Annotated in this window: 18 protein-coding genes and 3 tRNA genes; 12 read left to right on the top strand and 9 right to left on the bottom strand. The window is 70.0% G+C overall.

Annotation, left to right across the window (positions count from 1 at the left end; genetic code table 11):
* The first annotated feature begins 36 nt into the window (after positions 1–36).
* The 4 genes from ACFW9O_RS09215 to ACFW9O_RS09200 all read left to right on the top strand — a co-directional run bounded on the left by ACFW9O_RS09215 (position 37) and on the right by ACFW9O_RS09200 (position 6,035).
* Entirely contained in the window at positions 37–1,377 is a 1,341-nt protein-coding gene (locus ACFW9O_RS09215) for a deoxyguanosinetriphosphate triphosphohydrolase (RefSeq protein WP_351171818.1), read from the top strand.
* Positions 1,378–1,482: 105 nt separating this feature from the next.
* Positions 1,483–2,742: an FAD-dependent oxidoreductase gene (locus tag ACFW9O_RS09210; RefSeq protein WP_351171816.1), complete on the top strand. Its 1,260-nt coding sequence runs from the start codon at positions 1,483–1,485 to the stop codon at positions 2,740–2,742.
* Between the two features lie 91 nt (positions 2,743–2,833).
* Entirely contained in the window at positions 2,834–4,747 is a 1,914-nt protein-coding gene (gene dnaG, locus ACFW9O_RS09205) for a DNA primase (RefSeq protein WP_384606793.1), read from the top strand.
* A 199-nt stretch (positions 4,748–4,946) separates the two neighbouring features.
* Positions 4,947–6,035, top strand: a complete 1,089-nt coding sequence (locus tag ACFW9O_RS09200) for an RNA polymerase sigma factor (protein ID WP_351171811.1) — start codon at positions 4,947–4,949, stop codon at positions 6,033–6,035.
* A gap of 68 nt (positions 6,036–6,103) precedes the next feature.
* Here the strand turns inward: ACFW9O_RS09200 and ACFW9O_RS09195 are convergent, their stop codons facing one another.
* The 4 genes from ACFW9O_RS09195 to ACFW9O_RS09180 all read right to left on the bottom strand — a co-directional run bounded on the left by ACFW9O_RS09195 (position 6,104) and on the right by ACFW9O_RS09180 (position 11,702).
* Entirely contained in the window at positions 6,104–8,029 is a 1,926-nt protein-coding gene (locus tag ACFW9O_RS09195; RefSeq protein ID WP_384606789.1) for an ABC transporter ATP-binding protein, read from the bottom strand.
* Positions 8,029–9,762 carry an ABC transporter ATP-binding protein gene (locus ACFW9O_RS09190; RefSeq protein ID WP_384606786.1) on the bottom strand — a complete coding sequence of 578 codons (1,734 nt, stop codon included), beginning with the start codon at positions 9,760–9,762 and terminating at the stop codon, positions 8,029–8,031. Before ACFW9O_RS09190 ends, ACFW9O_RS09195 begins: the two co-directional genes overlap by 1 nt.
* A gap of 115 nt (positions 9,763–9,877) precedes the next feature.
* Positions 9,878–11,323 (bottom strand): FGGY family carbohydrate kinase, encoded by a 1,446-nt coding sequence (locus ACFW9O_RS09185; protein ID WP_351171802.1) that lies wholly within the window; start codon positions 11,321–11,323, stop codon positions 9,878–9,880.
* Between the two features lie 70 nt (positions 11,324–11,393).
* On the bottom strand, positions 11,394–11,702 hold the full coding sequence (locus ACFW9O_RS09180) for a YtxH domain-containing protein (protein WP_351171799.1): 309 nt from the start codon (positions 11,700–11,702) through the stop codon (positions 11,394–11,396).
* A gap of 181 nt (positions 11,703–11,883) precedes the next feature.
* On the opposite strand from ACFW9O_RS09180, the gene ACFW9O_RS09175 reads away from it, so the two are divergent.
* The 4 genes from ACFW9O_RS09175 to ACFW9O_RS09160 all read left to right on the top strand — a co-directional run bounded on the left by ACFW9O_RS09175 (position 11,884) and on the right by ACFW9O_RS09160 (position 12,961).
* A tRNA-Asn gene (locus ACFW9O_RS09175) sits at positions 11,884–11,956 on the top strand.
* Between the two features lie 5 nt (positions 11,957–11,961).
* Positions 11,962–12,034: transfer RNA gene (locus ACFW9O_RS09170), tRNA-Asn, on the top strand.
* Positions 12,035–12,246: 212 nt separating this feature from the next.
* Positions 12,247–12,320: transfer RNA gene (locus tag ACFW9O_RS09165), tRNA-Ile, on the top strand.
* 311 nt (positions 12,321–12,631) lie between these two features.
* The gene (locus tag ACFW9O_RS09160; protein WP_384606783.1) at positions 12,632–12,961 is read left to right on the top strand and encodes a hypothetical protein; all 330 of its coding nucleotides are present in this window, start codon (positions 12,632–12,634) and stop codon (positions 12,959–12,961) included.
* Between the two features lie 38 nt (positions 12,962–12,999).
* Here the strand turns inward: ACFW9O_RS09160 and ACFW9O_RS09155 are convergent, their stop codons facing one another.
* Complete coding sequence (locus tag ACFW9O_RS09155) at positions 13,000–13,428, bottom strand: hypothetical protein (RefSeq protein WP_384606780.1); 429 nt, start codon at positions 13,426–13,428, stop codon at positions 13,000–13,002.
* Between the two features lie 566 nt (positions 13,429–13,994).
* Here ACFW9O_RS09155 and ACFW9O_RS09150 point away from each other — a divergent pair.
* Positions 13,995–14,882: a LysR substrate-binding domain-containing protein gene (locus ACFW9O_RS09150; RefSeq protein WP_384606779.1), complete on the top strand. Its 888-nt coding sequence runs from the start codon at positions 13,995–13,997 to the stop codon at positions 14,880–14,882.
* Positions 14,883–14,964: 82 nt separating this feature from the next.
* On the opposite strand, the gene ACFW9O_RS09145 is transcribed toward ACFW9O_RS09150, so the two are convergent.
* The gene (locus tag ACFW9O_RS09145) at positions 14,965–15,708 is read right to left on the bottom strand and encodes a TetR/AcrR family transcriptional regulator C-terminal domain-containing protein (RefSeq protein WP_384606776.1); all 744 of its coding nucleotides are present in this window, start codon (positions 15,706–15,708) and stop codon (positions 14,965–14,967) included.
* Positions 15,709–15,836: 128 nt separating this feature from the next.
* Here ACFW9O_RS09145 and ACFW9O_RS09140 point away from each other — a divergent pair, with 128 nt between their 5' ends.
* Positions 15,837–17,060 (top strand): saccharopine dehydrogenase family protein, encoded by a 1,224-nt coding sequence (locus tag ACFW9O_RS09140; protein ID WP_384606773.1) that lies wholly within the window; start codon positions 15,837–15,839, stop codon positions 17,058–17,060.
* Positions 17,061–17,168: 108 nt separating this feature from the next.
* On the opposite strand, the gene ACFW9O_RS09135 is transcribed toward ACFW9O_RS09140, so the two are convergent.
* Positions 17,169–17,537 carry a cupin domain-containing protein gene (locus ACFW9O_RS09135; RefSeq protein WP_384606771.1) on the bottom strand — a complete coding sequence of 123 codons (369 nt, stop codon included), beginning with the start codon at positions 17,535–17,537 and terminating at the stop codon, positions 17,169–17,171.
* 162 nt (positions 17,538–17,699) lie between these two features.
* On the opposite strand from ACFW9O_RS09135, the gene ACFW9O_RS09130 reads away from it, so the two are divergent.
* The gene (locus ACFW9O_RS09130) at positions 17,700–18,974 is read left to right on the top strand and encodes an MFS transporter (protein ID WP_384606768.1); all 1,275 of its coding nucleotides are present in this window, start codon (positions 17,700–17,702) and stop codon (positions 18,972–18,974) included.
* 49 nt (positions 18,975–19,023) lie between these two features.
* Positions 19,024–19,593 (top strand): DUF6461 domain-containing protein, encoded by a 570-nt coding sequence (locus tag ACFW9O_RS09125; protein ID WP_384606765.1) that lies wholly within the window; start codon positions 19,024–19,026, stop codon positions 19,591–19,593.
* 60 nt (positions 19,594–19,653) lie between these two features.
* Here the strand turns inward: ACFW9O_RS09125 and ACFW9O_RS09120 are convergent, their stop codons facing one another.
* Together ACFW9O_RS09120 and ACFW9O_RS09115 are read right to left on the bottom strand one after the other, a co-directional pair.
* On the bottom strand, positions 19,654–23,940 hold the full coding sequence (locus ACFW9O_RS09120; RefSeq protein ID WP_384606762.1) for a hypothetical protein: 4,287 nt from the start codon (positions 23,938–23,940) through the stop codon (positions 19,654–19,656).
* A 329-nt stretch (positions 23,941–24,269) separates the two neighbouring features.
* Positions 24,270–24,719: a DUF2690 domain-containing protein gene (locus ACFW9O_RS09115; RefSeq protein ID WP_351168234.1), complete on the bottom strand. Its 450-nt coding sequence runs from the start codon at positions 24,717–24,719 to the stop codon at positions 24,270–24,272.
* Positions 24,720–24,765 lie beyond the last annotated feature (46 nt).

Raw genomic sequence — 24,765 nt, 5'->3', positions numbered from 1 at the left:
GCCGTCCTGTCGGCCCGGCCGTTTACTGTCGAGGTCATGGACGGTACGCACGACATCCGGGACACACAGGAGTACGCCGCCACGCCCTACGGCACGGCCGACACCGAGCGCTGGGACACCGAGCCCGACAAACGGCCCGGCCGCACGGCCTTCCAGCGCGACCGCGCCCGGGTACTGCACTCCGCCGCCCTGCGCAGACTCGCCGGGAAGACCCAGGTGGTCACCCCGGGCACGCGGGGCCACGCCTGGGACGCCAGCCCCCGGACCCGGCTCACGCACTCCCTGGAATGCGCCCAGGTCGGCCGCGAGCTGGGCGCCGCCCTCGGCTGCGACCCCGATCTCGTCGAGACGGCCTGCCTGGCGCACGACATGGGCCACCCGCCCTTCGGCCACAACGGCGAACAGGCACTCAACGACTTCGCGTCGGACTGCGGCGGCTTCGAGGGCAACGCCCAGTCGCTGCGCCTGCTGACCCGGCTGGAGCCCAAACGGTTCGTCCGTGACACCCGGAGCGGCGAGCTCGTCAGCGTCGGACTCAACCTGAGCCGTGCCGCCCTGGACGCCGCCACCAAGTACCCCTGGCCACGTGGCGGGCACCCGACCGACCCCGGCTCGCCGAAGTTCGGGGTGTACGAGGACGACCTGCCGGTGTTCGAGTGGGTCCGCAAGGGCGCACCGCAGGACCGCAAGTGCTTCGAGGCCCAGGTCATGGACTGGTCCGACGACGTCGCGTACTCCGTGCACGACTTCGAGGACGGACTGCACGCCGGGCACATCGACCCCAGCTGTCTCTTCGCCGAACCGGAGCGCCGCGACATCTGGGAGGTCGCCATCGGCCGTTACGTCCCGGCGGACACCGACCCGCAGGAGCTCGCCGACGCCCTCGACCGGCTCGTCGCCCAGGACTGGTGGCCGCACGGCTACGACGGGTCCGCCGTCGCCCAGGCCCGGCTGAAGGACGCGACGAGCCAGCTCATCGGACGTTTCTGCCTCGCCGCCGAGTCCGCCACCCACGGCGCGTACGGGCCGGGACGGCTCGGCAGGTACGGCGCCGAACTCGTCGTCCCGCCCGAGGTCCGCAACGAGTGCGCGGTGCTCAAGGCCGTCGCCGACCGCTACGTCATGCAGCGCGCCGAGCAGGAGGCCATCCGCGCCGACCAGCGGATCGTCATCGCGGAGCTCGCCGCCGCGCTCACCGCCCGCGCCCCCGAGGGCCTCGAACCGCAGTTCCGTGCCCTGTACGGGGCGGCGCCCGACGACCGTGCCCGCAAGCGCGTCCTCGTCGACCAGATCGCCGCCCTCACGGACGCCTCGGCGCGCTCCTTGCACGGGACTCTCACCGGGGTTCGGCAGACTGGTCCACGACAGGGCACATGACACCTGGATGTGACCGATCGGGGTACACCCTCTTTCGCCATCACGCTGCGTGCGGGACGCTCGCAGGTGGCGGCGCCGCGCAGCACAGCACCGAGGAGGCATCAAGTGGTCGACGCAAACCGGACGTTCGTCATCGTCGGCGGAGGACTTGCAGGAGCCAAGGCGGCCGAGACACTCCGGGCGGAGGGCTTCACCGGCCGGGTGATCCTGATCGGCGATGAGCGCGACCATCCGTACGAACGGCCGCCCCTGTCCAAGGGGTACCTGGCCGGGAAGGAGGACCGGGACAGCGTCTTCGTCCACGAGACGGCCTGGTACGCCCGGGCGGACATCGAACTCCACCTGGGGCAGGTGGTCACGTCCATCGACCGGGACGGCCGCTCCGTACAGCTCGGTGACAACACCGTCGTCCACTACGACAAGCTGCTGCTCGCCACCGGCGCCGAACCCCGGCGCCTCGACATCCCCGGCACCGACCTGGTCGGCGTCCACCACCTGCGCCGCCTCGCCCACTCCGACCGGCTGCGCAACGTGCTCGCCGCCCTCGGCCGGGACAACGGCCACCTGGTCATCGCGGGGGGAGGCTGGATCGGCCTGGAGGTCGCAGCGGCCGCCCGGGGCTACGGCGCGGAGGTCACCGTCGTCGAACCCTCCGCGACCCCCCTCCACCACGTCATCGGCCCGGAGGTGGGCCAGATCTTCACCGATCTGCACACCGAGCACGGCGTCCGTTTCCACTTCGGCGCCCGCCTCACCGAGATCACCGGGCAGGACGGCCTGGTCCTCGCCGCCCGCACCGACGACGGTGAGGAGCACCCCGCCCACGACGTGCTCGCCGCGATCGGCGCGGCACCGCGCACCGCGATCGCTGAGGCGGCCGGGCTGGACATGGCCGACCGGGCGCACGGCGGCGGTGTCGCCGTGGACGCCTCCCTGCGCACCTCGGACCCGCACATCTTCGCCGCCGGGGACATCGCCGCGGTGGAACACCCGCTGCTCGGTACCCGGCTGCGGGTGGAGCACTGGGCGAACGCGCTGAACAGCGGCCCGGCCGCCGCCCGCGCCATGCTCGGCCAGGAGGTGTCCTACGACCGGGTCCCGTACTTCTTCTCCGACCAGTACGACCTCGGCCTGGAGTACTCGGGCTGGGCGCCGCCGGGCTCGTACGACCAGGTCGTGATCCGCGGGGACGCGGGCAAGCGGGAGTTCATCGCCTTCTGGCTCAAGGACCGCAGGGTGCTCGCCGGGATGAACGTCAATGTGTGGGATGTCACCGAAAGCATCCAGGAACTGATCCGGGCCGGGCAGCAGACCGACCCGGACGCCCTGGGCGACCCGTCGGTGCCGCTGGAGTCCCTGCTCTGACCCGGCGGACATCCGGGACGGCCGGCGGCGTGTGCCCCGGCCCCGCCGCCGGCCGGTCCCGGATGTCCGACCCCACCCGTAGACTTCACTCGTGGCAGGCAGGATCAATGACGACGACGTGAAGGCGGTCCGGGACGCGGTCCCGATCGACGCCGTCGTCTCCGAGTACCTCCAACTGCGCAACGCGGGCGGCGGAAACCTCAAGGGCCTGTGCCCCTTCCACGACGAGAAGTCCCCCTCCTTCCAGGTGAGCCCGAGCAAGGGCCTCTTCCACTGCTTCGGCTGCCAGGAGGGCGGCGACACGATCGCCTTCGTGATGAAGATCGACCACCTCACCTTCTCCGAGACGGTCGAGCGCCTCGCCGCCAAGGCGGGCATCACCCTGCGGTACGAGGAGGGCGGCTACAACCCCTCCCACCAGCGCGGCGAACGCATCCGGCTGGTCGAGGCGCACAAGATCGCCGCCGACTTCTACCGCGAGCAGCTGGACGGCCCCGAGGCGGAGATCGGCCGGAAGTTCCTCGCAGGACGCGGCTTCGACCAGGACGCCGCGGCCCATTTCGGCGTCGGATACAGTCCCGCCGGCTGGGACCATCTCACCCGCTTCCTTCGCGGCAAGGGCTTCAGCGACAAGGAGCTCATCAGCTCGGGCCTCTCCCAGGACGGCCGCCGCGGCCCCATCGACCGTTTCCGCGGCCGGCTCATGTGGCCGATCAGCGACACCTCCGGAGAGATCGTCGGCTTCGGCGCCCGCAAGCTCCGCGACGACGACAACGGCCCGAAGTACCTCAACACCCCCGAGACCTCGATCTACAAGAAGTCCCAGGTGCTGTACGGCATCGACCTGGCCAAGAAGGACATCGCCAAGGTCAGCCGAGCCGTCGTCGTCGAGGGCTACACCGACGTCATGGCCTGCCACCTCGCCGGGATCACCACCGCGATCGCCACCTGCGGCACGTCGTTCGGCAACGACCACATCAAGATCCTCCGACGGCTCCTGATGGACAACGGCAGCGCCCGCGTCATCTTCACCTTCGACGGGGACGCCGCCGGCCAGAAGGCGGCCCTCCGCGCCTTCGAGGACGACCAGAAGTTCGCCGCCGAGACCTACATCGCGATCGCCCCGGACAACATGGACCCGTGCGATCTGCGGCTGGCCAAGGGCGACGACGCCGTCCGCGACCTGGTCGAACCCCGCACCCCGCTCTTCGAGTTCGCGCTGCGCCAGATCGTCGGACGCTACGACCTGGAGACCCCGTCCGGCCGCGCGGCCGCGCTCGACGAGGCGGCACCCGTCGTCGCCCGGATCAAGAACAGCTCCTCGCAGCACGAGGTCGCCGTCCAGCTGGCCGGGCTGCTCGGCATCCTCGACACCCAGTTCGTGGTCAAGCGCGTCGGTCAGATCGCCCGGTGGGCCCGTGACCGGGGCGGCGACCGCGGCCCCGGGCAGGGCGGCGGCCCCTCCCGCGGCGGCCCCCCGCAGCAGCAGGCCCAGGCCCCCACGGCGCCCTCCGGCCCCGCGCTCAACCTCCGCAGCCCCGCCCACCGCACCGAGCGCGAACTACTCAAGCTCGCCCTGCAGAAGCCCGCCCTGGTCTCCCCGGCCTTCGACGCCTACGGCATCGACGAGTTCACCGCCCCGCCCTACGCGGCGGTGCGCCAGTGCATCGCGGAGGCGGGCGGCGCCGAGCAGGGACTGGCCGAGACCCGCGACTACCTGGTCACCGTCCTGGACGTGGCACCCAACGACACCGTGCGCAACCTCGTCACCGAGCTCGCCGTCGAGGTGTTCCACGGCAAGTCCATCGACGAGACGTACGCGGGCATGCAGCTCGTCCAGGTCCGCCTGCGCGCGGTCGACCGCAGGATCGACGACGTCCAGGGCAGCCTCGCCCGCCTGGGAAGCAACGTGGCCCCCGACCATCTGGCGGCCGCGCAGAACGAGGTCTGGGTCCTCCAGCAGTACGCCCAGTCGCTGCGGAGCAACGGCGCCGACGCGCTCTGATCCGTACCGCCGCCGGCACCGTCCGGTAATCACCCGGTCACGGACCGGACTCAGAAAGTCACCGCACGCCCCTCGTGGCAGCGATGTGTCGTACCCCACACTGGGTGCCGGTGCCTGAGTCATCGGAGCGCGGACGGTCCACCGAAGGCGCGGACCCCCATCGCCGCGATCCGGCAGCGATCACCTGGAGGTCGCCCTCGTGCAGACCCGGACCGTGACGACCACGACCGAGCATGTCCCGGCGATTCCCGCGCAGAACCGGGCCACGCGCCACCCCGAGGCGGCAGGTCCGCCCCGGGGTGCACCCGACCCGGTGATGGAGGAACCGGTGGAGGTTCCCGAACCCCCGGAGCCACGGAGCCGCACGGAAGCCGGCGGTCCGTCGTCCGATCTCTTCCGCCAGTACCTGCGGGAGATCGGACGGATACCCCTGCTCTCCGCCGCCGAGGAGGTGGAACTGGCGCGACGCGTCGAAGCGGGACTGTTCGCCGAGGAACGCCTCGCCGGCACCCCTGACCCGGACACCCGGCTCGCGGTCGACCTGGACCGTCTCGTGGTGATGGGACGCATGGCGAAGCGGCGGCTCATCGAAGCCAACCTCCGCCTCGTCGTCTCCGTCGCCAAGCGCTACGTCGGCCGCGGACTGACCATGCTCGATCTCGTCCAGGAGGGAAACCTCGGGCTGATCAGGGCCGTCGAGAAGTTCGACTACGCCCGGGGCTACAAGTTCTCCACGTACGCGACCTGGTGGATCCGCCAGGCGATGTCCCGTGCCCTCGCCGACCAGGCCCGGACCATAAGGGTCCCGGTGCATGTCGTCGAGCTGATCAACCGGGTCGTACGCGTCCAGCGCAGGATGCTCCAGGAGCGCGGCTACGAGCCGACCGCCGAAGAGGTCGCGGCCCAGCTCGACCTGACGCCCGAACGGGTCGGCGAAGTCCTGCGTCTCGCCCAGGAACCGGTCTCGCTCCACGCCCCCGTCGGCGAGGAGGACGATGTCGCCTTCGGTGACCTCATCGAGGACGGCGACGCCACGTCCCCCGTCGAGTCCGCCGCGTTCCTCCTGCTGCGCGAACACCTGGAGGCGGTGCTCTCCACCCTCGGGGAGCGGGAGAGGAAGGTGGTCCAGCTCCGCTACGGGCTGGACGACGGGCGGCCCCGCACGCTCGAGGAGATAGGCCGGATCTTCGGCGTGACCCGCGAACGCATCCGGCAGATCGAGTCCAAGACCCTGAACAAGCTGCGGGACCACGCCTTCGCCGACCAGCTCCGCGGCTACCTGGACTGACCCGGCCGGGCAGCACATGCCGACGGGCCGCCCGGCAGCCTGCCGGACGGCCCGTCAGCACGCGTCCGCTAGTCCACCTCGGCCAGCGCCTGCGCGAACTGCGCCGCGTACAGCCGGGCGTACGCGCCCTTGGCCGCCAGCAGCTCGTCGTGCGTGCCCTGTTCGACGATCGAACCGTTCTCCATCACCAGGATCACGTCGGCGTCCCGGATCGTCGAGAGGCGGTGCGCGATCACGAAGCTCGTCCGGCCGTGCGCGAGACGGGCCATCGCCTTCTGGATCAGCACCTCGGTACGCGTGTCCACCGAGCTGGTGGCCTCGTCCAGCACCAGGATCACGGGGTCCGACAGGAACGCCCGCGCAATGGTGATCAGCTGCTTCTCGCCCGCGCTGACCCCGGAGCCCTCGTCGTCGATCACCGTGTCGTAGCCGTCCGGCAGGGTACGGACGAAGCGGTCGGCGTGGGCCGCCCGTGCCGCCTCCTCGATCTCCTCCCGGGTGACCTCGCGCGAAGCGCCGTACGCGATGTTCTCCGCGATCGTGCCGCCGAACAGCCAGGTGTCCTGGAGCACCATCCCTATGCCCGACCGCAGTTCGTCGCGCGACATCCTCGCCACGTCGACGCCGTCGAGCGTGATCCGGCCGCCCGTCACGTCGTAGAACCGCATCAGCAGATTGACCAGCGTGGTCTTGCCGGCACCGGTCGGACCGACGATCGCGACGGTGTGACCGGGTTCCACACTCAGCGAGAGGTCCTCGATGAGCGGCTTCTCCGGGTCGTACCTGAAGGAAACCCCCTCCAGCGAGACGTTGCCGCGCAGCTCCCCGGGCCGCTCGGCCTCCTCCGGGTCGGGATCCTGCTCCTCGGCGTCCAGCAGCTCGAATATCCGCTCGGCCGAGGCGACACCCGACTGCACCAGGTTCGCCATGGAGGCGACCTGTGTCAGCGGCATCGAGAACTGGCGCGAGTACTGGATGAACGCCTGCACATCACCGATCGACAACGAACCCGACGCCACCCGCAGCCCGCCGACGACGGCGACCAGCACATAGTTCAGGTTCGAGACGAACATCATCAGCGGCTGCATGATCCCGCTGTTGAACTGGGCCCTGAAGCCCGCCTCGTACAGGGCGTCGTTCTGCTCGGCGAAATCCCTCGCGGACTCGTTCTGCCGCCCGAAGACCTTCACCAGGGTGTGCCCGGTGTACATCTCCTCGATATGGGCGTTGAGCTTGCCCGTCACCTTCCACTGCGCCACGAACTGCGGCTGCGACCGCTTGCCGACCCGGGCCGCGACGAACACCGACAGCGGGATCGTCACCAGCGCCACCAGGGCGAGCAGCGGCGAGATCCAGAACATCATGATCAGTACGCCCACGATGGTCAGCAGGGAGTTGATGAGCTGGCCCATCGTCTGCTGCATCGTCTGCGAGATGTTGTCGATGTCGTTCGTCGCCCGGCTCAGCACCTCGCCGCGCTTCTGCCGGTCGAAGTAGGACAGCGGCAGCCGCGCCAGCTTCGTCTGGAGATCCTCGCGGAGCTGGAACACGACCCGGTTGATCACCCGGATCGACAGCCGGGTCGACACGAGCATCAGCAGCCCCGCGCCGACGTAGATCACCAGAGCCGCCAGCAGGACGTTCCCCACCGCGCCGAAGTCGATGCCCTGGCCGGGGGTGAAGTCCACTCCCGAAAGCATGTCGGCGAGCCCGTCGCTGCCCTTCTCCCGCAGGCCGTCGACGGCCTGTTCCTTCGTCGTACCCTCCGGCATCTGCCGGCCGACGACCCCCGCGAAGATGAGGTCCGTGGCCCCACCGAGGATCTTCGGCCCGACCACCGAGAGCGCCACGCTCAGCGTGCAGGCGCCCAGCATCAGGTACAGCGAGGCCTTCTCCCTGCTGAACCTGCTGAGCAGCCGTTTCCCGGACCCCTTGAAGTCCATGGACCGCTCGGTGGGCCCTCCGGCCATCATCCGCCCGCCCGGCCCTGCCATCAGGCGGCCTCCGCTTCCGTCAGCTGGGAGAGCACGATCTCCCGGTAGGTTTCATTGCCGTCCATCAGCTCGTGATGGCTGCCCGTCCCGACGACCCGGCCCTCGTCCAGGACCAGGATCCGGTCGGCGTCACGGATGGTGGACACCCGCTGCGCCACGATCACGACGGTCGCTCCCGCCGTCTCCTGGGACAGTGCCCGGCGCAGCGCGGCGTCCGTCGCGTAGTCCAGCGCCGAGAAGGAGTCGTCGAAGAGGTATATCTCCGGCTGCTGCACCAGCGTCCTGGCGATCGCGAGGCGCTGCCGCTGACCACCGGAGACATTGGTACCGCCCTGCGAGATCGGCGCGTCCAGCCCGTGTTCCAGCTGCTCCACGAACTCCTTGGCCTGGGCCACCTCCAGCGCGTGCCACAGCTCCTCGTCGGTCGCGTCGGGGTTTCCGTACCGCAGGTTCGTCGCGACCGTGCCCGAGAAGAGATACGGCTTCTGCGGGACGAGGCTCACGGTCTTCGCCAGCAGGACAGGATCCAGCGTCCGCACGTCCGTGCCGTCGACCAGCACGGCGCCGTCCGTCACGTCGAACAGTCGCGGTACGAGCCCGAGCAGCGTCGACTTCCCGCTGCCCGTCGACCCGATGATCGCGGTCGTCTCGCCGGGCTTCGCCACGAGGTCGACCGAGCGCAGCACGGGCTCCTCGGCTCCGGGGTAGCGGAACTCCGCGCCCCGCACCTCCAGATGGCCGTGCTTGCGCAGCTCCGTGACCGGGGCCGTCGGCGGCACCACACTCGAGTCGGTCTCCAGGACCTCCTGGATGCGCTCGGCACAGACCTCGGCACGCGGCACCATCATGAACATGAACGTGGCCATCATCACCGACATGACGATCTGCATCAGATACGCGAGGAACGCGGTCAGCGCACCGATCTGCATGCCGCCGCTGTCGATGCGGTGCGCACCGAACCAGACCACGGCGATGGACGACAGGTTCACCACCGTCATGACGACGGGGAACATCAGGGCCATCAGCCGGCCCGTGGACACGGCCACATCCGTCAGCTCGGTGTTGGCGCCCCGGAAGCGCTGCTCCTCGTAGCCGTCACGGACGAAGGCGCGGATCACACGGTTCCCGGTGATCTGCTCGCGCAGCACCCGGTTCACCGTGTCCAGCCGCTCCTGCATCATGCGGAACAGCGGCCGCATCTTCTTCACGATGAGGCTCACCGAGACACCGAGGACCGGGACCACGGCCAGCAGCACGGCCGACAGCGGGACGTCCTGCCCGAGCGCCATGATGACGCCGCCGACGCACATGATGGGCGCCGAGACCATCAGTGTGAACGCCATCAGGACGAGCATCTGGACCTGCTGCACGTCATTGGTCGTGCGGGTGATCAGTGAAGGAGCGCCGAAGCGCCCCAACTCCCGTGCGGAGAAGGACTGCACCCGGTCGAAGACGGAGGCCCGCACGTCACGCCCGAGCGCGGACGCGGTCCGCGCCCCGTAGTAGACAGCGCCGATGTTGCAGACGACCTGGGCGATGCTGACGGCGATCATCACGCCGCCGAACTCCAGGATGTAGCCCGTGTCTCCCGCGACGACACCGTTGTCAATGATGTCCGCGTTGAGGCTGGGCAGATAGAGAGTGGCGCAGGTCTGCAGGAGCTGGAGCAGCACCAGCAGCACGATGGGGGTTCTGTACGGGCGCAGGTAGGCCCGCAGGAGTTTTATGAGCACGCGTGTCTCTCGGAGTCGGCGACGGCAAAGGCCGCTCCATCCTGCGGTACGCCGACCCACAACTTCCAACAGTTTTGCTCAAGCCCAGGTCAAATCAGGCCGGCTCCCGCGCGCCTCAGACGGCGCCGCCGAACGCCCCCGGATGCACCTGGTCCCGGGTCGCCCGGTACTGCTGGCGCACGGCCCGGCCGACCGCCAGATCCTCGCCCGGCTCCAGCACCTGCGCCGCCGCGCCCTGCCAGGCCGGGGGAGTACGCGGGTCGAGGGACCCCCGGGAGACCCCGAGCGCCCACGCCGCCTGCCGGGCGGCACCCAGCGCCGCGTACTGGGCGGGCTGCGGTACGACGACCTGCGTCCCGAACACCGCGGGGGCCAGCGCCTGCACGGCCGGCAGCTCCGCCGCCGCACCCAGCAGGAACACCCGACGCACCTCCACGCCCCGGCCGCGCAGCACATCCAGCGCGTCGGCCAGGGAGCACAGCATCCCCTCGAAGGACGCCCGCGCCAGATGCTCCGGCTTCATCGACTCGCGCCGCAGCCCGCTCAGCGTTCCTGCGGTGTGCGGCAGCTGCGGGGTGCGCTCGCCCTCCAGGTACGGGAGGAGCACGAGCCCCGAGGAACCCGGTGTCGACTTCAGGGCCAGCGCGGACAGCTCGTCCAGATCGTCCAGGCCCAGCATCTCGGCCGTGCCGCGCAGCACACGTACCGCGTTCGACGTGTGGACCACCGGCAGGTGCATGCCGGTCGCGTCGGCGAACGAGGTGATCATTCCGCTCGGATCGGCCAGCGCCTCGTGGTGCACGGCCATCACCGAACCCGAGGCGCCCAGCGACACCACGGCGTCACCGGCCGCGACCCCGAGCCCGAACGCCGCGCCCATCGTCTCGCCGGTGCCCGCCGAGATCAGCAGCCCCTCGGGTGTCGTACCTGCGGCGTCCGACGGACCGAGCACCTCGGGCAGCGCGGCCTGGTGGCCGAGGGCAAGCTCCACGAGATCGGGCCGGTAGGAGCCGGAACCCGCCGACCAGTAGCCCGTGCCGGACGCGGCACCGCGGTCGGTGGTCCGGCGGTTGGGCCTGCCGAGCAGCTGCCACACCAGCCAGTCGTGCGGCTGCATCACGGCGGCGACGCGCTGCGCGTTCTCCGGCTCGGTCCGGGCCAGCCACCGCAGCTTCGCCACGGGCTGCGCGGCCTGCGGGACGGACCCGACGGCCTCGGCCCAGGCCTGCCGGCCGCCCAGCCCGTCGATCAGATCGGCCGCGGCCACCTGCGCCCGCCGGTCGTTCCCGAGCAGCGCCGGACGTACGAGGTTGCCCTGGCGGTCCAGCGGCACCAGACCGTGCTGCTGGGCGCACACGCCGATGGCCTGCACGCCCTCGAGCAGACCGCCGGAAGCCGCCTCACCGAGTGAGAGCAGCCATGCCTGTGGATCCACCTCGGAAGCCTTGGCCTCGATGGGGTGCGCGGCATACCCCTGCCGCAGCACCGCACCCGAGTCCGCGTCGCAGACGACGATGTGAGTGAAGGCGGATGAACTGTCCAAGCCGGCGACTATGCCCATACACAGATTCTGCCGCACCGGCGGAGCTTTGCCCTACCGGGCGCCACCCGGCACCCGGTAGCGGGCCGGGTCAGGTGTTCGTCGTGCCCCAGTCGTCGCTGCTGTGACCGTTGTGACCACTGCGCTCGCGCAGCGAACGCACCCGGTCGGAGACGGAGACCGGCACCTTGTCCCCCACCTTCTCGCTCACCGAGTGGTACGCCTTGCCCGCGAACTCGCGGCCGCCGGTCGCGGCGGACTCCGCCGCGTTGCGCACGGCCGGATTCTCGGCGAACCGCTGCGCGGACTTCTTCAGCTGCTCGTAGCGCTCGCGGCCGGCTCGCGTGCCGAGCACGTAACCGAGGGCCACTCCGGCGATGAACGTGAGCCGGTACCGCATGGCTGCCACCCTTCCTTCGCTCTGTGGGACGTGTGCTGGCCGCCTACCCGCGCGCACCCGAGATCACCCCGGGCGATACCGATTGGCGGAGCACCCCCCTGCTTGCGCTAATGTATGTGTCGCAGCGAACGCGCGCCGCTCGGCAGCCGCCAGGTAGGTACGATTCGATGCAACGCAGCAATCCCCTGTAGCTCAATTGGCAGAGCAGCCGGCTGTTAACCGGCAGGTTACTGGTTCGAGTCCAGTCGGGGGAGCGCGATCCCCTGTAGCTCAATTGGCAGAGCATTCGGCTGTTAACCGGAGGGTTACTGGTTCGAGTCCAGTCGGGGGAGCGGCAAGAAAGAGGACCCTTCGGGGTCCTCTTTCGCATGCCCGGCGAAGCCCTGCTGACGACTCTTTCGGGGCGTTTTCGCACCGGCCGGAACCGGGCAGCACGCAGCGCGGTCTTCATGGTCATGCGAAGCCGACCATCCGCAGCAGGAGATCGTATGACCGGCTATGCTGCGGCAGACGGTGCGCACACATGTACGCGCCACGCCGAAACGGGGCGGTAGCTCAGCCGGTTAGAGCAGCGGACTCATAATCCGTCGGCCGTGGGTTCGAGTCCCACCCGCCCCACCTCCTGCGCAGCCGCAGAAACGTTCTGAACTGCGGAAACGTGCTTCCTCGAGGATGTACGGCGTGCAGCGAACGCTGCGCGCCGTGCAGCGAATCCTGCTTCGGGTGCGTCCCGGAAGACACGTGCGTGGCTGTGACCTGCAAGTTCCCGTCTCCGTGGAAGTGTCGTGGAACGGTCCCACGGTCGCCGAGGGAGATGTCGCACTCCACTCAACCCCACTGCTCGGCGAGACGTCACACCCCTCCGCATGTGGTCTGCCTCGTGGCCGAGGCGATACGGCTGCCGAGCGCGCTCGGCAGGCAGCCTTCGAGTGATCGCGTACCTCCTCGACACGGTCGCCCTGCGGCACCTCTTCCGGACGGGGCGCGGCGCGTTTCCCAAGAGCGCACGGCGCTGGGTCGTCACCGCGCCCGGGAGTTGGTTCGCCTATGAGGGCAAGCTGCTCATCAACGTGAACGGGCCCGGACCCGTTCACCGCCGCGAGCGGGAAGAGTCCGGGCCCGAGGTGTTCTCAGGCGGCATCAGCCCGGCTGCCGTCCGCCGTGACAGCCGGGCGCCCGAGTCCGAGGAAGGCGCGTCCGCATCCGCCCGAGACGTACGGGTACGGGGCGCTCGGCGCGCGCCCGCAGCGATTCGGTGATCCCCTTCGCCCGAGGCACGACGGTCACGGCGCGGTGATCAACCGGCGGATTCCCAGTAGAAGGAGGAGCAGGTGTCCCTCAGAACGCTGCGACTGCCGTACTCGCCCAGGCAGACCCGGTAGTTGATCCATCCGTCCTCGGGGATGTTCATGTCGACGTCGAGCCTGGAGTTCTTGCTGTAGTGGTTCCAGTCGCGTATGTAGTCGCTGCCGCCCACATCGGAGCGCTCGTACTCCACCACCACGGAGTGTCCGTCGCCGGTGTTGTCCCAGACCAGCAGGTGGTCGCCGTCATGGACGAACGACGCCGAGCCGGCACAGCTGGTGCGCCAGGTGCACGTGTCGCCGGTGTGCGGCCCGGACGTGTACGTCACGGTGTACTCGGCCGCGGAGGCGGTGCCGGCCAGTGGGAGTACGGTCAGAACTGCCGCACAGGCGGCGCTGGAAAGCGCCATGCGCTTCTTCATTGCGGTGATCCTTACGTTGATTGCGCTCACCCGGTGACTGGTCCGCGGTGGGCGGGTGGTGAGGGTGTGGAGGCGGCGGCGACGAGGCGGCCGGTCAGTTCGGAGGCGGACCCGGTGTGCCGGTTGAAGGCGGCCGGTGATGGCGTAACGTCCCTGCAGCAGGGCCTGGGGCATCGCAGGGAACCCGATGAGCGCCGCGGTGGAGTCCCTGTGGCGGACCTTTGACCAGCCATGCACGCCTGGCCGGTACCGGCCCGTCAGGCTTTTTGACCGTGACACCTGTGACGCCAGGGACATCGGTCCGGACAGTGCCTCCAGATTTCGACACTCATCGGCCGACGGACGTCCAGGACATGAAATCGGTCAGCGTGTGACTGTCCACGAGCCCCTTTCTCCGTATGCGAGCGGTGTGAGCACGTCATCTCCCTGCACGCCTGCGCTGAGTACCGATGGGCATCCTCGGGGAGGACGTGACCCACGATGCGGCGCGGTATACAGGCGAACAACCCCCGCCTGCACATGGTCTGATAACCCCGGAGTTATCGGTGGAGGCTGGGGGGCACGTGATGGAACTACGAGACATCGAGATCTTCCTGACGCTGGCCGAGGAGCTGCACTTCGGCCGGACCGCGGACCGACTGCACGTGTCACAGGCGCGAGTGAGCCAGTCGATCGCCAAGCAGGAGAGACGGATCGGCGCGCGACTCTTCGCCCGGAGCAGCCGTAGGGTCGAGCTCACCGCCATCGGAGCTCAGCTGCGGCAAGACCTCGGTGCGGGCTACCAGCGGATACTCGACGGCACCCGCGCGGCCACCGCTGCTGCCCGCGGCACCACGAGCACGCTGACCATCGGTCTGCACGGGCCCCAGGTGCACTACTACCCGCACGTCATCGGCCTCTTCCAGGCCCGGCACCCCGAGGTCCGGCTCCGCGTCCAGGAGATCAACTTCTCGGACCCCTTCGGCCCCCTCCGGAACGGCTCGGTCCAGGTGGCGACCTCCTGGCTGCCGGTCCGTGAGCCGGATCTCACCGTTGGTCCGGTGATCGCGACCAAGCCCCTGGTCCTCATGGTGGCCGCCGATCATCCTCTTACCTCCCGCAGCAAGGTCAGCATGGAGGACGTGGCGGACTGGCCCCTGCCGTACTCCGCAGCACCCATCCCCGAGTACTGGCAGCAGACGCTCGTGCCCACCCACACCCCCGGCGGCCGACCGATCCGGCGCGGGCCCAAGGTCTCCACGATCCAGGAAGTCGCCGCCGTCGTCGCGGCAGGTGAGGCGATCTGCCTCGTCCACGGCGACGCCGCCCAGTGCTACCAGTGGCCCGGTCTCCGGTACCTGCATCCGTACGACGCCCCGATGGGAACGTGGGTCCTCATCTGGCCCACGGCCTGGGAGACGTACCTTGTCCGGGCGCTCGCGCAAGCGGCGCAGGACGCAGGAAGCGGAAGGTGACGAGACGCCGGCGCCAGGCCATGTGCGCCAGGCGGACGCCGTGCGGTCCTGTCGTGTGCCGGCGGACCGCGCTCCGACTCCGTCAGTGGCGCGGTTCGTCCGCGGCGCGGGGGTTCGCCCGGTTGCGTGCCCGGGTGAGCTGACCCGCCGCACCGTTCAGCAGCGTCTCCAGGACCACGGGGTAGGCGCTCCGTGTCATCCGTCCGGCCAGGAGCCGCGCGGTGGCGGCGATGTGCGGGTGGGTGTCGGCGGACAGTTCGGCGTAAGTGGAATCCCACATCTCCTCGTCCGCCGCGCGGGCCTCGTCGGTCAGCGCCAGTGACCCGGCGTCCAGGGCGGCGAACGCCAGACTCAGGTCGATGAACGCGTGGTAGACGACGACCGCGTCCGCGTCCGGGAAGCCCGCGTCGCGCAGGATCCCGAGGATCGTCTCGTCCACGGCGATCTCCCGCGGACGGCCGGTGACGCGGCTGGCGGTCAGCACGGCGGCCTGGGGGTGGGCGAGGTAGGAGGCGTGGATGGCCCGGCCGAGGGACCGCAGGTCGGACTGCCACTCCCCGGTGGCCGTCCAGGTGTCCAGCGCCTGTCCCATCAGCTCCTCGCCGATGGCCCTGGTGAGATCGTCCAGGCCGGCGAAGTACCGGTAGAGGGTGCTGGGGTCGGCGCCCAGGGCCGTGCCCAGCCTGCGTGCCGTCAGTCCGGTGCTTCCGTGTTCGCGCAGCATCCGCAGCGCGGTCTGCACGATGACCTCCTCGGACAGCACCGTGCCCTGCCGCGTGGGTCTGCGCCTGCGTCGTTCCGCCTCCGGCACCACGTGCTTCGCCATGCCGACTCTCCCTGCTCGCCGCACCTCGGGACCCTTATGCCAACACCGTTGACCTTAACCCCGGCTGTCCCGTTGCATCGTGCCCAGCGCCGGGGACATCTGTCCCCGGCAACCGAAAGGTGTGTGAGATGCGAGTACTTCTCGTGGGTGCGGGCGGCGTGGGCACGGCCGTCACCCGGATCGCGGCCCGCCGCGGCTTCCTGACCCACATGGTCGTCGCGGACTACGACCTCGCACGCGCGGAGGCGGCCGTCGGCGCGCTCCGGGAACACGGCGACCGGTTCAGCGCGAGGCGCCTGGACGCCTCCGACGAGGACGCGGTACGTCAGGTGCTCGCCGAGGAGAAGTGCGACGCCCTGCTCAACGCGACCGATCCGAGGTTCGTGATGCCGCTGTTCAACGCGGCGCGTGCGGCGGGCACGCACTATCTCGACATGGCGATGTCCCTGTCGGCGCCGCACGCGACCCATCCGCACGAGCGGTGCGGTGTGAAGCTCGGCGACGCGCAGTTCGAGCAGGCCGACTCCTGGGAGCGTTCCGGACGGCTTGCCCTGGTCGGCATGGGCGTGGAGCCGGGTCTCTCCGACGTCTTCGCCCGCTACGCGGCCGACGAACTCTTCGACGAGATCGAGGAGATCGGCGTCCGCGACGGAGCCGACCTGACGGTCGAGGGCTACGACTTCGCCCCGTCCTTCAGCATCTGGACGACCATCGAGGAGTGCCTCAATCCCCCGGTGGTCTACGAGAAGGACCGCGGCTGGTTCACCACCGCCCCCTTCAGCGAACCGGAGGTGTTCGACTTCCCCGAGGGCATCGGCCCGGTGGAGTGCGTCAACGTCGAGCACGAGGAGGTCCTGCTCATCCCGCGCTGGATCGACGCCCGCCGGGTCACGTTCAAGTACGGTCTCGGCGACGACTTCATCGCCAAACTGAAGACCCTGCACGAGCTGGGCCTGGACTCCACCGAGAAAGTCACCGTCCCCTCCGCGGCCGGGCCCGTGGAGGTCTCCCCGCGTGACGTGGTCGCGGCCTGCCTGCCCGATCCGGCCACCCTGGGCGACCGCATGACGGGCAGGACCTGCGCGGGCACCTGGGTCAAGGGAACCAAGGACGGTTCGCCGCGCGAGGTCTACCTCTACCACGTCGTCGACAACCAGTGGTCGATGCGCGAGTACGGATCCCAGGCCGTGGTGTGGCAAACGGCCGTCAACCCCGTCGTCGCCCTCGAACTCGTCGCGAGCGGAGCCTGGTCGGGCAGCGGCGTCCTCGGCCCCGAAGCCCTGCCGCCCCGGCCGTTCCTCGACCTGCTCACCGAGTACGGCTCCCCGTGGGGCCTGCGCGAGGAAGGCTGACCGACGGAGGGCTGACCGACGGAGGCCGACCGGGCGAGGGCCACGCCCGGCCGGCGGCACGGCGGCTCCACGGCGGCTCCACGGCGGGGCCCTGTTCACGGACAGTCCTCAGGGCGACGGGGTCCCGTCCTCCCCGAGGTCGATCGCGTACGCCTTGCGCAGCGTCTCGTGCACCGTCCAAGTCGTACGGTCGCCCCTGCTCAGCACGGCGAGGTCTCCCGGGCCGACCGCCAGTGTCCGCCCGCCCTCCACCTCGATGGTGGCCGAGCCGCTGAGTACGACGAACATCTCGTCCTCCTCGGTATCGGTGACGATCCCCGGAGTGATCTGCCAGACGCCCCGCAACCGGCGGCCGTCCGCCGACTCCCAGACCACCTTGCCGGTCACCTCCGGTGTGCCGGAGAGTATCTGCGCGGGGGAGAGCGGCTCGGGTTCGAGCTCGGCGTCGGGCACGTGGACGACAAGGCTGTGAGTCATGCGGTGACGCTAGCCGGGGCGCACGGCGCGCAGGGATGACAAGGTGTGGCGTTTTCCGTGGGACGCCCTGACACTTCGTCGCGCCCGTGGCCCGCACCGCGCCCCGGCCGGCCGGGAGCCTGCCCGGGACACGCCGAAACGGGGCGGTCGTTACCATCCCTTGTGACCGAAACGGCCGAACAACCTGTACCCCGCACACGCACACGCATACTCGCCGACCTGACCCCCCTGCGGAGCTCGCCGGACTACCGGCGGCTGTGGTTCGGGAACACCGTCTCCTGGATCGGGCAGGGCATGACGGCGCTGGCTGTCTCGCTCCAGGTCTACGACATCACCGGGTCCGCGTTCTCCGTCGGACTCATCGGCCTCTGCTCACTCGTCCCGCTGGTGCTCCTCGGGCTGTACAGCGGGGCCGTCGCGGACACCGTCGACCGGCGCAAGCTGGGCCTCTTCAGCGCGGCCGGGTCGTTCGTGCTCTCCGTCGGACTGGCCGCCGTGACCTTCGCCGGAGTGGAACACGTCGGGCTGCTCTACGCGGTGGTCGCCCTCCAGTCCGTCTGCTTCGCGCTCAACTCCCCGGCCCGCAGCTCCATGATCGCCCGGCTGCTGCCGGCCGAGCAGCTGCCGTCCGCCAACGCCCTCAACGCCATGACCTCCACCACGGGCGGCCTGGTCGGGCCGATGCTCGGCGGCCTCATCGTCGGCTGGTGGGGCTACCGCGCCGCGTACACCGTCGACGCGGTCACTTTCACGGCCTCGCTGTACGCGATGTGGCGCCTGCCCTCGATGCTTCCCGACCGGGCGGAGGGCGACAAGGGCGCCAAGCGGGCGTCCGTCGCGGACGGGCTCCGCTTCCTCGGTACCCGGCCCAATCTGCGGATGACCTTCTTCACCGACCTGAGCGCCATGGTGCTCGCCCAGCCGCGCGCCCTGTTCCCGGTGGTCGCCGTGGTCTGGTTCGGCGGCGACGCGAAGACCACCGGCCTGCTGGTCGCCGCCCCGGCGCTGGGGGCGCTCCTGGCGAGCGTGTTCTCCGGGTGGCTGGGAAAGATCCGCCGGCACGGGCTCGCGGTGCTCGTCGCCGTGGCCTGCTGGGGCGGTGCCATCGCCGTGTTCGGGCTGACCCGGCAGCTCTGGCCCGGACTGATCCTCCTGGCGCTCGCCGGGTGCGCCGACTCCATCTCGATGGTCTTCCGCAACACCATGCTCCAGGCGGCGGTGCCGGACGAGATGCGGGGACGTCTGCAGGGCGTGTTCATCGTGGTCGTGGCGGGCGGGCCGCGGCTCGGCGACCTGATGGCCGGCTCCGTCGCCGACCTGACCTCACCGGGCCTCGCGGTGACCGGCGGCGGGATCGCGTGCATGCTCGTGGTCTGCCTGCTGGGGCTGCGGTGGCGCGGGTTCGCGAGGTACGACGCACGGGACCCGCAGCCCTAGAATCCTCCGCCGTCGGCGAGCTCGCCGGACGGCAGACGAAAGGACGTACATGGACGGGATCCGGTGGCTCTCGGCCGAGAGTCATTTCGACCTCGGGTACTGGGTCGTCTTCGCCAGGGGCATCGGCCCGGAGGAACTGCTGGACCGGATGGGGGTGGAGGCCGGCTCCGTGCGAAGGCTTGACCGGTTCGACGCCGGTGACCTGATGGACGAGCTCGACACCGCGGTGCTGCGCGCGGGTGAGAGCTGTGGCTGGGCGTTCGCCGTGGCCGAGGGCGGACCTGGCGGGACGAATTCCTCGCAGGCCCTGTCGTCCGCCTCCGCCGGGAGCGAGGCGGTGGAGTTCTGGCGCACGGTCAACCAGGACAAGATGTTCGCGTACGCCCGCAACGGTGAGGAAGTCTTCCGGTGCGAGCCCGGTCAGGTTCACCCGCTGCCGACCGGGGGTTTCTCGCCGGATTCGGTCAGTGCCGCGAGCCTCGGCCTCCCCGGTACGGCGGCGGACACCGCCATCGGATCCGAACGGGACGCCCTCACCGTGGCCGAGGAGGTCTTCGGTCTGAATCTGCCCAAGGACGAGGTGCTCGAGGGCGTCCTGCTCTCGGCACCACTGCCGTGACACGGCGGACGGGGCCGCGCGTGATCCACACGCGGCCCCGTCCTTCTCAGTACGTGCCGGTCACGGGCGGACCTGGCAGAGGTCCTCCACGTTGATGCACCCTTCGAAGCCGGGTGTGTCCACGTAGTACGCCTCCCCGTCGAAGAGACGTACCTTGCCGACGAACCGGCCGAGGCCCCCGCCGGCGCTCGTGTTCTGTCCCCTCGGGATGCTGCCCCGCCCGCACGGCTCCTTCCAGGTAGACAGTGAGGGGTAGTTGTCGTCGAGGAAGAGGTCCCAGCCGCCGACCGTGGTGCCCGGAGCGGCGAAGAACTGGGCGCACTCCTCACCGGAGGTGATGCCTGGCTGCAGGCCCCCGCTCTCCCTCGATGCGGCGAACGGGTACTCGTCGCAGCTCGCGGTGGGAGTGAGGGCGTTGGGCCGGAACCGGGCTATCGCCTTCTCGCACATGACGTCCCGGTTCGCCTGCTGCAGAGCCGTGTCCTCGAGTCTGTGCAGAGGCGTGTTGTGCTTCTTGCTGCCCGGATGGTTGGGCAGCTTCTCCATGATGGCCCAGTACAGGGCTGCCGCCGCCGGATAGGCCTTGGTGTTCACCGTGTAGGTCGGGGCGTAGTTGGGGAACACGCATCCCGCCTTCCGGCCGGCGAACATGTTGTCGCAGCGGATCCTCAGCTCCGGTTCGTCGTAGTCGATCGTCCGGTCCGTGGGCGAGCCGTCGATCATGGACGAGATCGTCCAGTGCAGGAAGTTGACGCTGTATCCGGCGTCCTGCGTCCAGTTGGTGGTCGCCGTCGCGGTCGCCTCGTGATAGTCCGCGCCCAGCCAGCCGGGTTGTCCGTTCCAGTTCGGCAGCGCCGAGTCGCAGTCCGGCGAGCAGTAGAACTGGAGGTTGACGCTGTACGGCGACTCCATCATCAAAGGAGTGACCGCGACGGGCTTGAGCCTCACGGTCTGAGTGATGGCCTTGCTGTTGACCGCCAGCTTGATCTCGTGGTGATACGCGATGGCCGCTGACGCCACCACCTGGCCGTTGAGACGGATGCCGATGTTGTACTCGCCGTTGAGACACGCACTGAAGCGGGTGTAGCTCTTCGCCGACACAGCGATACTGCACTCGGCGCCGTCGTCCGCGAACGTGGAGAGGGCCCTCTTCCGCGCTCCGGCGCTCATCCTCAGCTCGGTGCACACCTCGTCGTACCCGTCACCCTTGACCGGACGGCACTTCTGCTCCGCGGGTGCGGGGGCGAAGAAGGGCATGCTCCCCGAGATCGCCTTGGGCTCGTCAGGAACCTCGGGATCCGGGGCGTCCGGGTCGGCGTCAGGGAAGGAGACACCCCCGAAGGTGTTGAAATCCCCTGGTTCGAAGGCCACCGCGTCGTAGGCGACATCCTCGTCACCCGTACCGTCGGCAGTGATCGTGGACAGCTTGACCTCGGGCTTGACCCCCTTGAACCGGAACGCACCGAGGGAGACCCACCGGTTTCCCGATCCGGGCTGCGACACCGTTCGGCTCGTCCAGCCGTGGGCCGTGAGGATCTCGTACTTCGCCTGCTTCGTCTGGGCGCCGTGGTCGGGCATGTGCACCCACACCTTGGCGTCCTTGTCGAGCGTCTGGTTGAGCTTCCAGTTGCCGGTGATCTTCAGGCGGTTGCCCTTGGCGTCGTCCGGACGGGTGTGGCCGAACCAGAAGTGGCTGCCGAAGCCGGCGCCGAGCTGGTGAAGGTCGACCTTGGACGGATAGACGGTCTCGCTGCCGTTGTTGCCGAAGTCGAACGAGAAGGAACCGCTGTTGGTCCAGCCGCTGTTGTCGCAGCCCGGTCTGTGGACGGCCGTGCCCTGGGGCACGTCGTCGACGATCAGCGCTCCGGCCGGCAGGCCGGTGGTGGTGCAGACAGGCGGGTAGGCGTTGCCGTTGGGTTCCTCACCCATGCTGGTGGAGAACCGGATGAACTCGTAGCCGCAGGTGTCGACGCAGTCCGTCTTCCACGTGACCGGCTTGTGCCACCAGCACATGAAGTCCTCGCGCCCGCACGGGCCCGAGGACCCGTTGTCGTTGGCGGCGCTGTCGGAGATGCGGCCGGGGAAGCAGTCGTTGGACGTCGGTTCGCAGAACGCGTCCTCGGGCGCCTTGAGATGGGCGCGGTTGTAGGTGGCGCTGCCCTTCGTGGAGACGCTCTCGTTGGTTCCGTTCCAGGTCGCGGGACGGAACGCGGGCACCATCACACCGGGGGACTCCAGGAAGGACGGCGGGTGGGCGGCGAAGCCCAGCACCTTCTCCTGGTAGGGCCAGTTCTGCGGGCGGGCGGCCGCGCTCGCGTCCTCGCCGCCGGCGGCGTTCTCCATGAACGGCAGCCGGCCGGCGTCCCATTCGGGGTTGGCCGGATTGTTGGCCCAGCCCAGGCCCCAGGGGGCGCCGTTGCCCTGGTCGGGGTGGAAGCCCGAGTTGTACGCCCACAGGGCGAAGTACCAGTTTTCGGGACGGCCCGTGGTGCCGTGGTTGGCGACCATGCCGGCGGCCCTGGTCTCGTTCCACTTGGAGACCAGGATCTGCAGGCCCGCGGCGATGTTGGCGGTGTAGTCGAGCGCGGCTGCCCGCTGCTTCTGGTAGTCCCAGGCGGCGCCGCCGTGACCGTCCTCGCGGCCGGCCATACGCATGTGGTCGGTGACCTGGGTGATCCCGTAACCGCAGTCAGCCTCGGCGAAGTTGACGTCCCAGTCGTTGGAGCTGTCGCCGTCGTAGAGGTCGATGCCGTAGTAGTTGCCGATCAGCGGGCTCGCGGTGACCCCGGGCACGGCCTCGCGGCCGGCCTGCCACATGTTGGACTCCTGCGTGGTCACACCCAGCATGACCTGCGCCATGGCCCGTCCGCCGCCCTCCAGGGCGGGGTTGAGGAAGAGGCTCTGCGGACTGTAGGCGGGCATTCCCAGGTTCTGCCAGTTGGCAGGCCGGGAGATGTGGGTGTTCAGATAGCCCTGGACAGCCTGGTCGACAGCCCATTCCACCTGGCGCGGCTTGGGCTGCATGGCCTGGTTGCCCGGGTCGTTGCGCGGCACCGAGCAGGTCCGCTCGTCCTCCACCGGGTCGCTCGGGGAGCTCGCCGCCGTGGCGGCGGTCGCCGCCCGCACGGCCGCGCCGCTCGGGGCGGCCTTGCCGGTCCGGGGTGCGGAGGAGGTCCGCAGTCCCGGGGAGAGGGCGCGGCCCTCGGAGGCGTGGGGGGAGGAGACCGTCGAGGTGATGGCCCTCAGGGTGCGTTTCCGGCCGGAGTCCCGGACCGTCAGGTCGAGGTCGACGGGCCGGGCCGTGTTGCTCTCACCGGGCTGCAGCAGGGTGCCCTTGCCGTCGGCCCACCGCTGGCGGGAGACGAGCGCCGTGCCGAGCGTGGACACCTGGGTGTCCTTGCCGGCCTTCGGGATGCGGCCCACCCCGGCCGGGGCGGCCGTCCGAGGGGCGCTGGGGCCCGTCACGTAGACGGTGGTGCGGCTGCGGGTCACGCCGAGCCGGGTGAGCGGGCCGTCGGCCACGGTGACCGGGCGGGCCTTCGCGGCGTCGGGGCGCTTCAGCGCCTGGGAGCCCAGGTGGCGGGCGGTGGCGGTGCTGCCGCGGTGGTCGAGGTAGAGCAGACCACCGTGGGTGTCAGGGGTGAGGCGGAAGGGGACGCTGTCGGTGCGCGCGACGGTGGTGGCGCGGCCGGTCGCGTCGAGCGAGACGACCTGGGCACCACGGGCGGCCAGGGTGGTGCTGCCCGGGCCGGGGACGGCCGAGGTGACCTGGCCCTTGACCGTGGTGGGCGCGGCGGTCCGTCCGTTGCGGGCGTTCAGGCGCAGCAGCCGGGTCCCGGGCCGCTCCTCGCTGCCGGACTGGGTGAGCACCGCGGTGTCGCCGTTGCCGCAGCCGGGGTTGTAGTACGAGAGCGAGGAGAGGACGGGCAGCTTGCGCACCGCTCCGGAGGTCAGGTCGACCACGGCGGTGAAGCCGCCGCGGGCCATCAGCTCCGGCTTGTTGGTGAAGGTGCGCGGGGCGTAGACGACGACGGCGTAGCGGCCGGAGCCGGGCACGCAGGCGTTGCCGATCCACGAGTCCGCGTCGAAGCCGGGCTCGGTGAGCGTGGCCAGGTTCTTCCACGCGTAGCCGGAGGAGCCGGCCGCGGTCAGCAGGTGGAAGCCCTCGGCATCTCCGCTGGTCGTCCAGGCGATGTCCTGCGAGGACTGCCACCGCTTCCCGAGGAGAGCGGAACGCTCGGCCGCCGGGACGGACGTGGGGTGCGAGGACGCGGGTGGTGCGGGCGAGGCGGGTGGGGGCGACGGTTCGGCCGCCCCCGCGGATGTCGTCAGGACTCCGCTCAGCATCACGGCGGCCGTGAGGGCCGCCCATGATGCGCGGGGTCTGGGAAGGCGATGACGCAAGGGTGCTCCAAGGTCTGGGCGGGGCGGGGCCCGCCGGGCGAGGGCAGGCCGCAGGCACCCGTGTGCCGGGCACACGGGTGTGAAGCCGCTCGCGCGGATAAGGAGGGGAAGTGTGGGAAAGCAGGACCGGGGCCCCCGGCGTGCGGCGGGCCCCGGAGAGCCAGGGTCTTTCGTCCGGCTCGTGCCGGGCTCGCGGGGTCCGGTGGGCACCGGACCCCGCTCCCTGGTCCGGCCCGGCCCTGGCTAAGGGCTCCGGCGGACCGGGGTGCCGGTCAGAACTTGGTGCTGCAGGTCATCGGGTACTCGTTGCCCTGGAACTTGACGCAGACCCGGTAGTAGTAGCTGGAACCGCCGAGCATGTTGGACCAGTCGCTGCCGCCGTGCGGGATCTCGACGTTCAGCGAGCGGATCAGCTTGCCGGCCGAGTCGTACTTCTCGATGTAGCCGAACGAGTTGTAGATGGAGTTGCTGGAGTTGTCGGTCACCCGGACCCAGGCGGCCTGACAGCCGAACGACCAGCGCAGCTCGGCCTTGCGGCTGTTGTTGGTGATGGTGCGCTGGGTAGCCACGTCGGCCGTCTCGCACGCCGTCGCTCTGGGCCCCTGGTTGTCACAGCCGGCGCCGCTGCAGCCGGCCGCGTACGAGGTACCGGCCAGCGGGATGAGGCCCAGCGCCACGGTGGCGGCGGAGACGGTGGCGAAACGGGTTACTGCGGTCTTCACGTACTTCTCCTGAAGGACGAGCCGGCCCGTGCCCGCGACAGCGAAG

The sequence above is a fragment of the Streptomyces sp. NPDC059499 genome, from assembly GCF_042749285.1.
In the GTDB taxonomy this organism is placed as follows: domain Bacteria; phylum Actinomycetota; class Actinomycetes; order Streptomycetales; family Streptomycetaceae; genus Streptomyces.
Note: the sequence above shows the minus strand (reverse complement) of the source record. Positions and strands in the feature narration are given on the sequence as shown.

What these genes read in the sequence shown, in the direction of transcription:
- ACFW9O_RS09215 (WP_351171818.1), top strand. Translation starts at nt 37, where the DNA reads ATGGACGGTACGCACGACATCCGGGACACACAGGAGTACGCCGCCACG.
- ACFW9O_RS09195 (WP_384606789.1), bottom strand. Translation starts at nt 8,029, where the DNA reads ATGGCAGGGCCGGGCGGGCGGATGATGGCCGGAGGGCCCACCGAGCGG.
- ACFW9O_RS09185 (WP_351171802.1), bottom strand. Translation starts at nt 11,323, where the DNA reads ATGGGCATAGTCGCCGGCTTGGACAGTTCATCCGCCTTCACTCACATC.
- ACFW9O_RS09180 (WP_351171799.1), bottom strand. Translation starts at nt 11,702, where the DNA reads ATGCGGTACCGGCTCACGTTCATCGCCGGAGTGGCCCTCGGTTACGTG.
- ACFW9O_RS09155 (WP_384606780.1), bottom strand. Translation starts at nt 13,428, where the DNA reads ATGAAGAAGCGCATGGCGCTTTCCAGCGCCGCCTGTGCGGCAGTTCTG.
- ACFW9O_RS09150 (WP_384606779.1), top strand. Translation starts at nt 13,995, where the DNA reads ATGGAACTACGAGACATCGAGATCTTCCTGACGCTGGCCGAGGAGCTG.
- ACFW9O_RS09145 (WP_384606776.1), bottom strand. Translation starts at nt 15,708, where the DNA reads ATGGCGAAGCACGTGGTGCCGGAGGCGGAACGACGCAGGCGCAGACCC.
- ACFW9O_RS09140 (WP_384606773.1), top strand. Translation starts at nt 15,837, where the DNA reads ATGCGAGTACTTCTCGTGGGTGCGGGCGGCGTGGGCACGGCCGTCACC.
- ACFW9O_RS09135 (WP_384606771.1), bottom strand. Translation starts at nt 17,537, where the DNA reads ATGACTCACAGCCTTGTCGTCCACGTGCCCGACGCCGAGCTCGAACCC.
- ACFW9O_RS09125 (WP_384606765.1), top strand. Translation starts at nt 19,024, where the DNA reads ATGGACGGGATCCGGTGGCTCTCGGCCGAGAGTCATTTCGACCTCGGG.
- ACFW9O_RS09120 (WP_384606762.1), bottom strand. Translation starts at nt 23,940, where the DNA reads ATGCTGAGCGGAGTCCTGACGACATCCGCGGGGGCGGCCGAACCGTCG.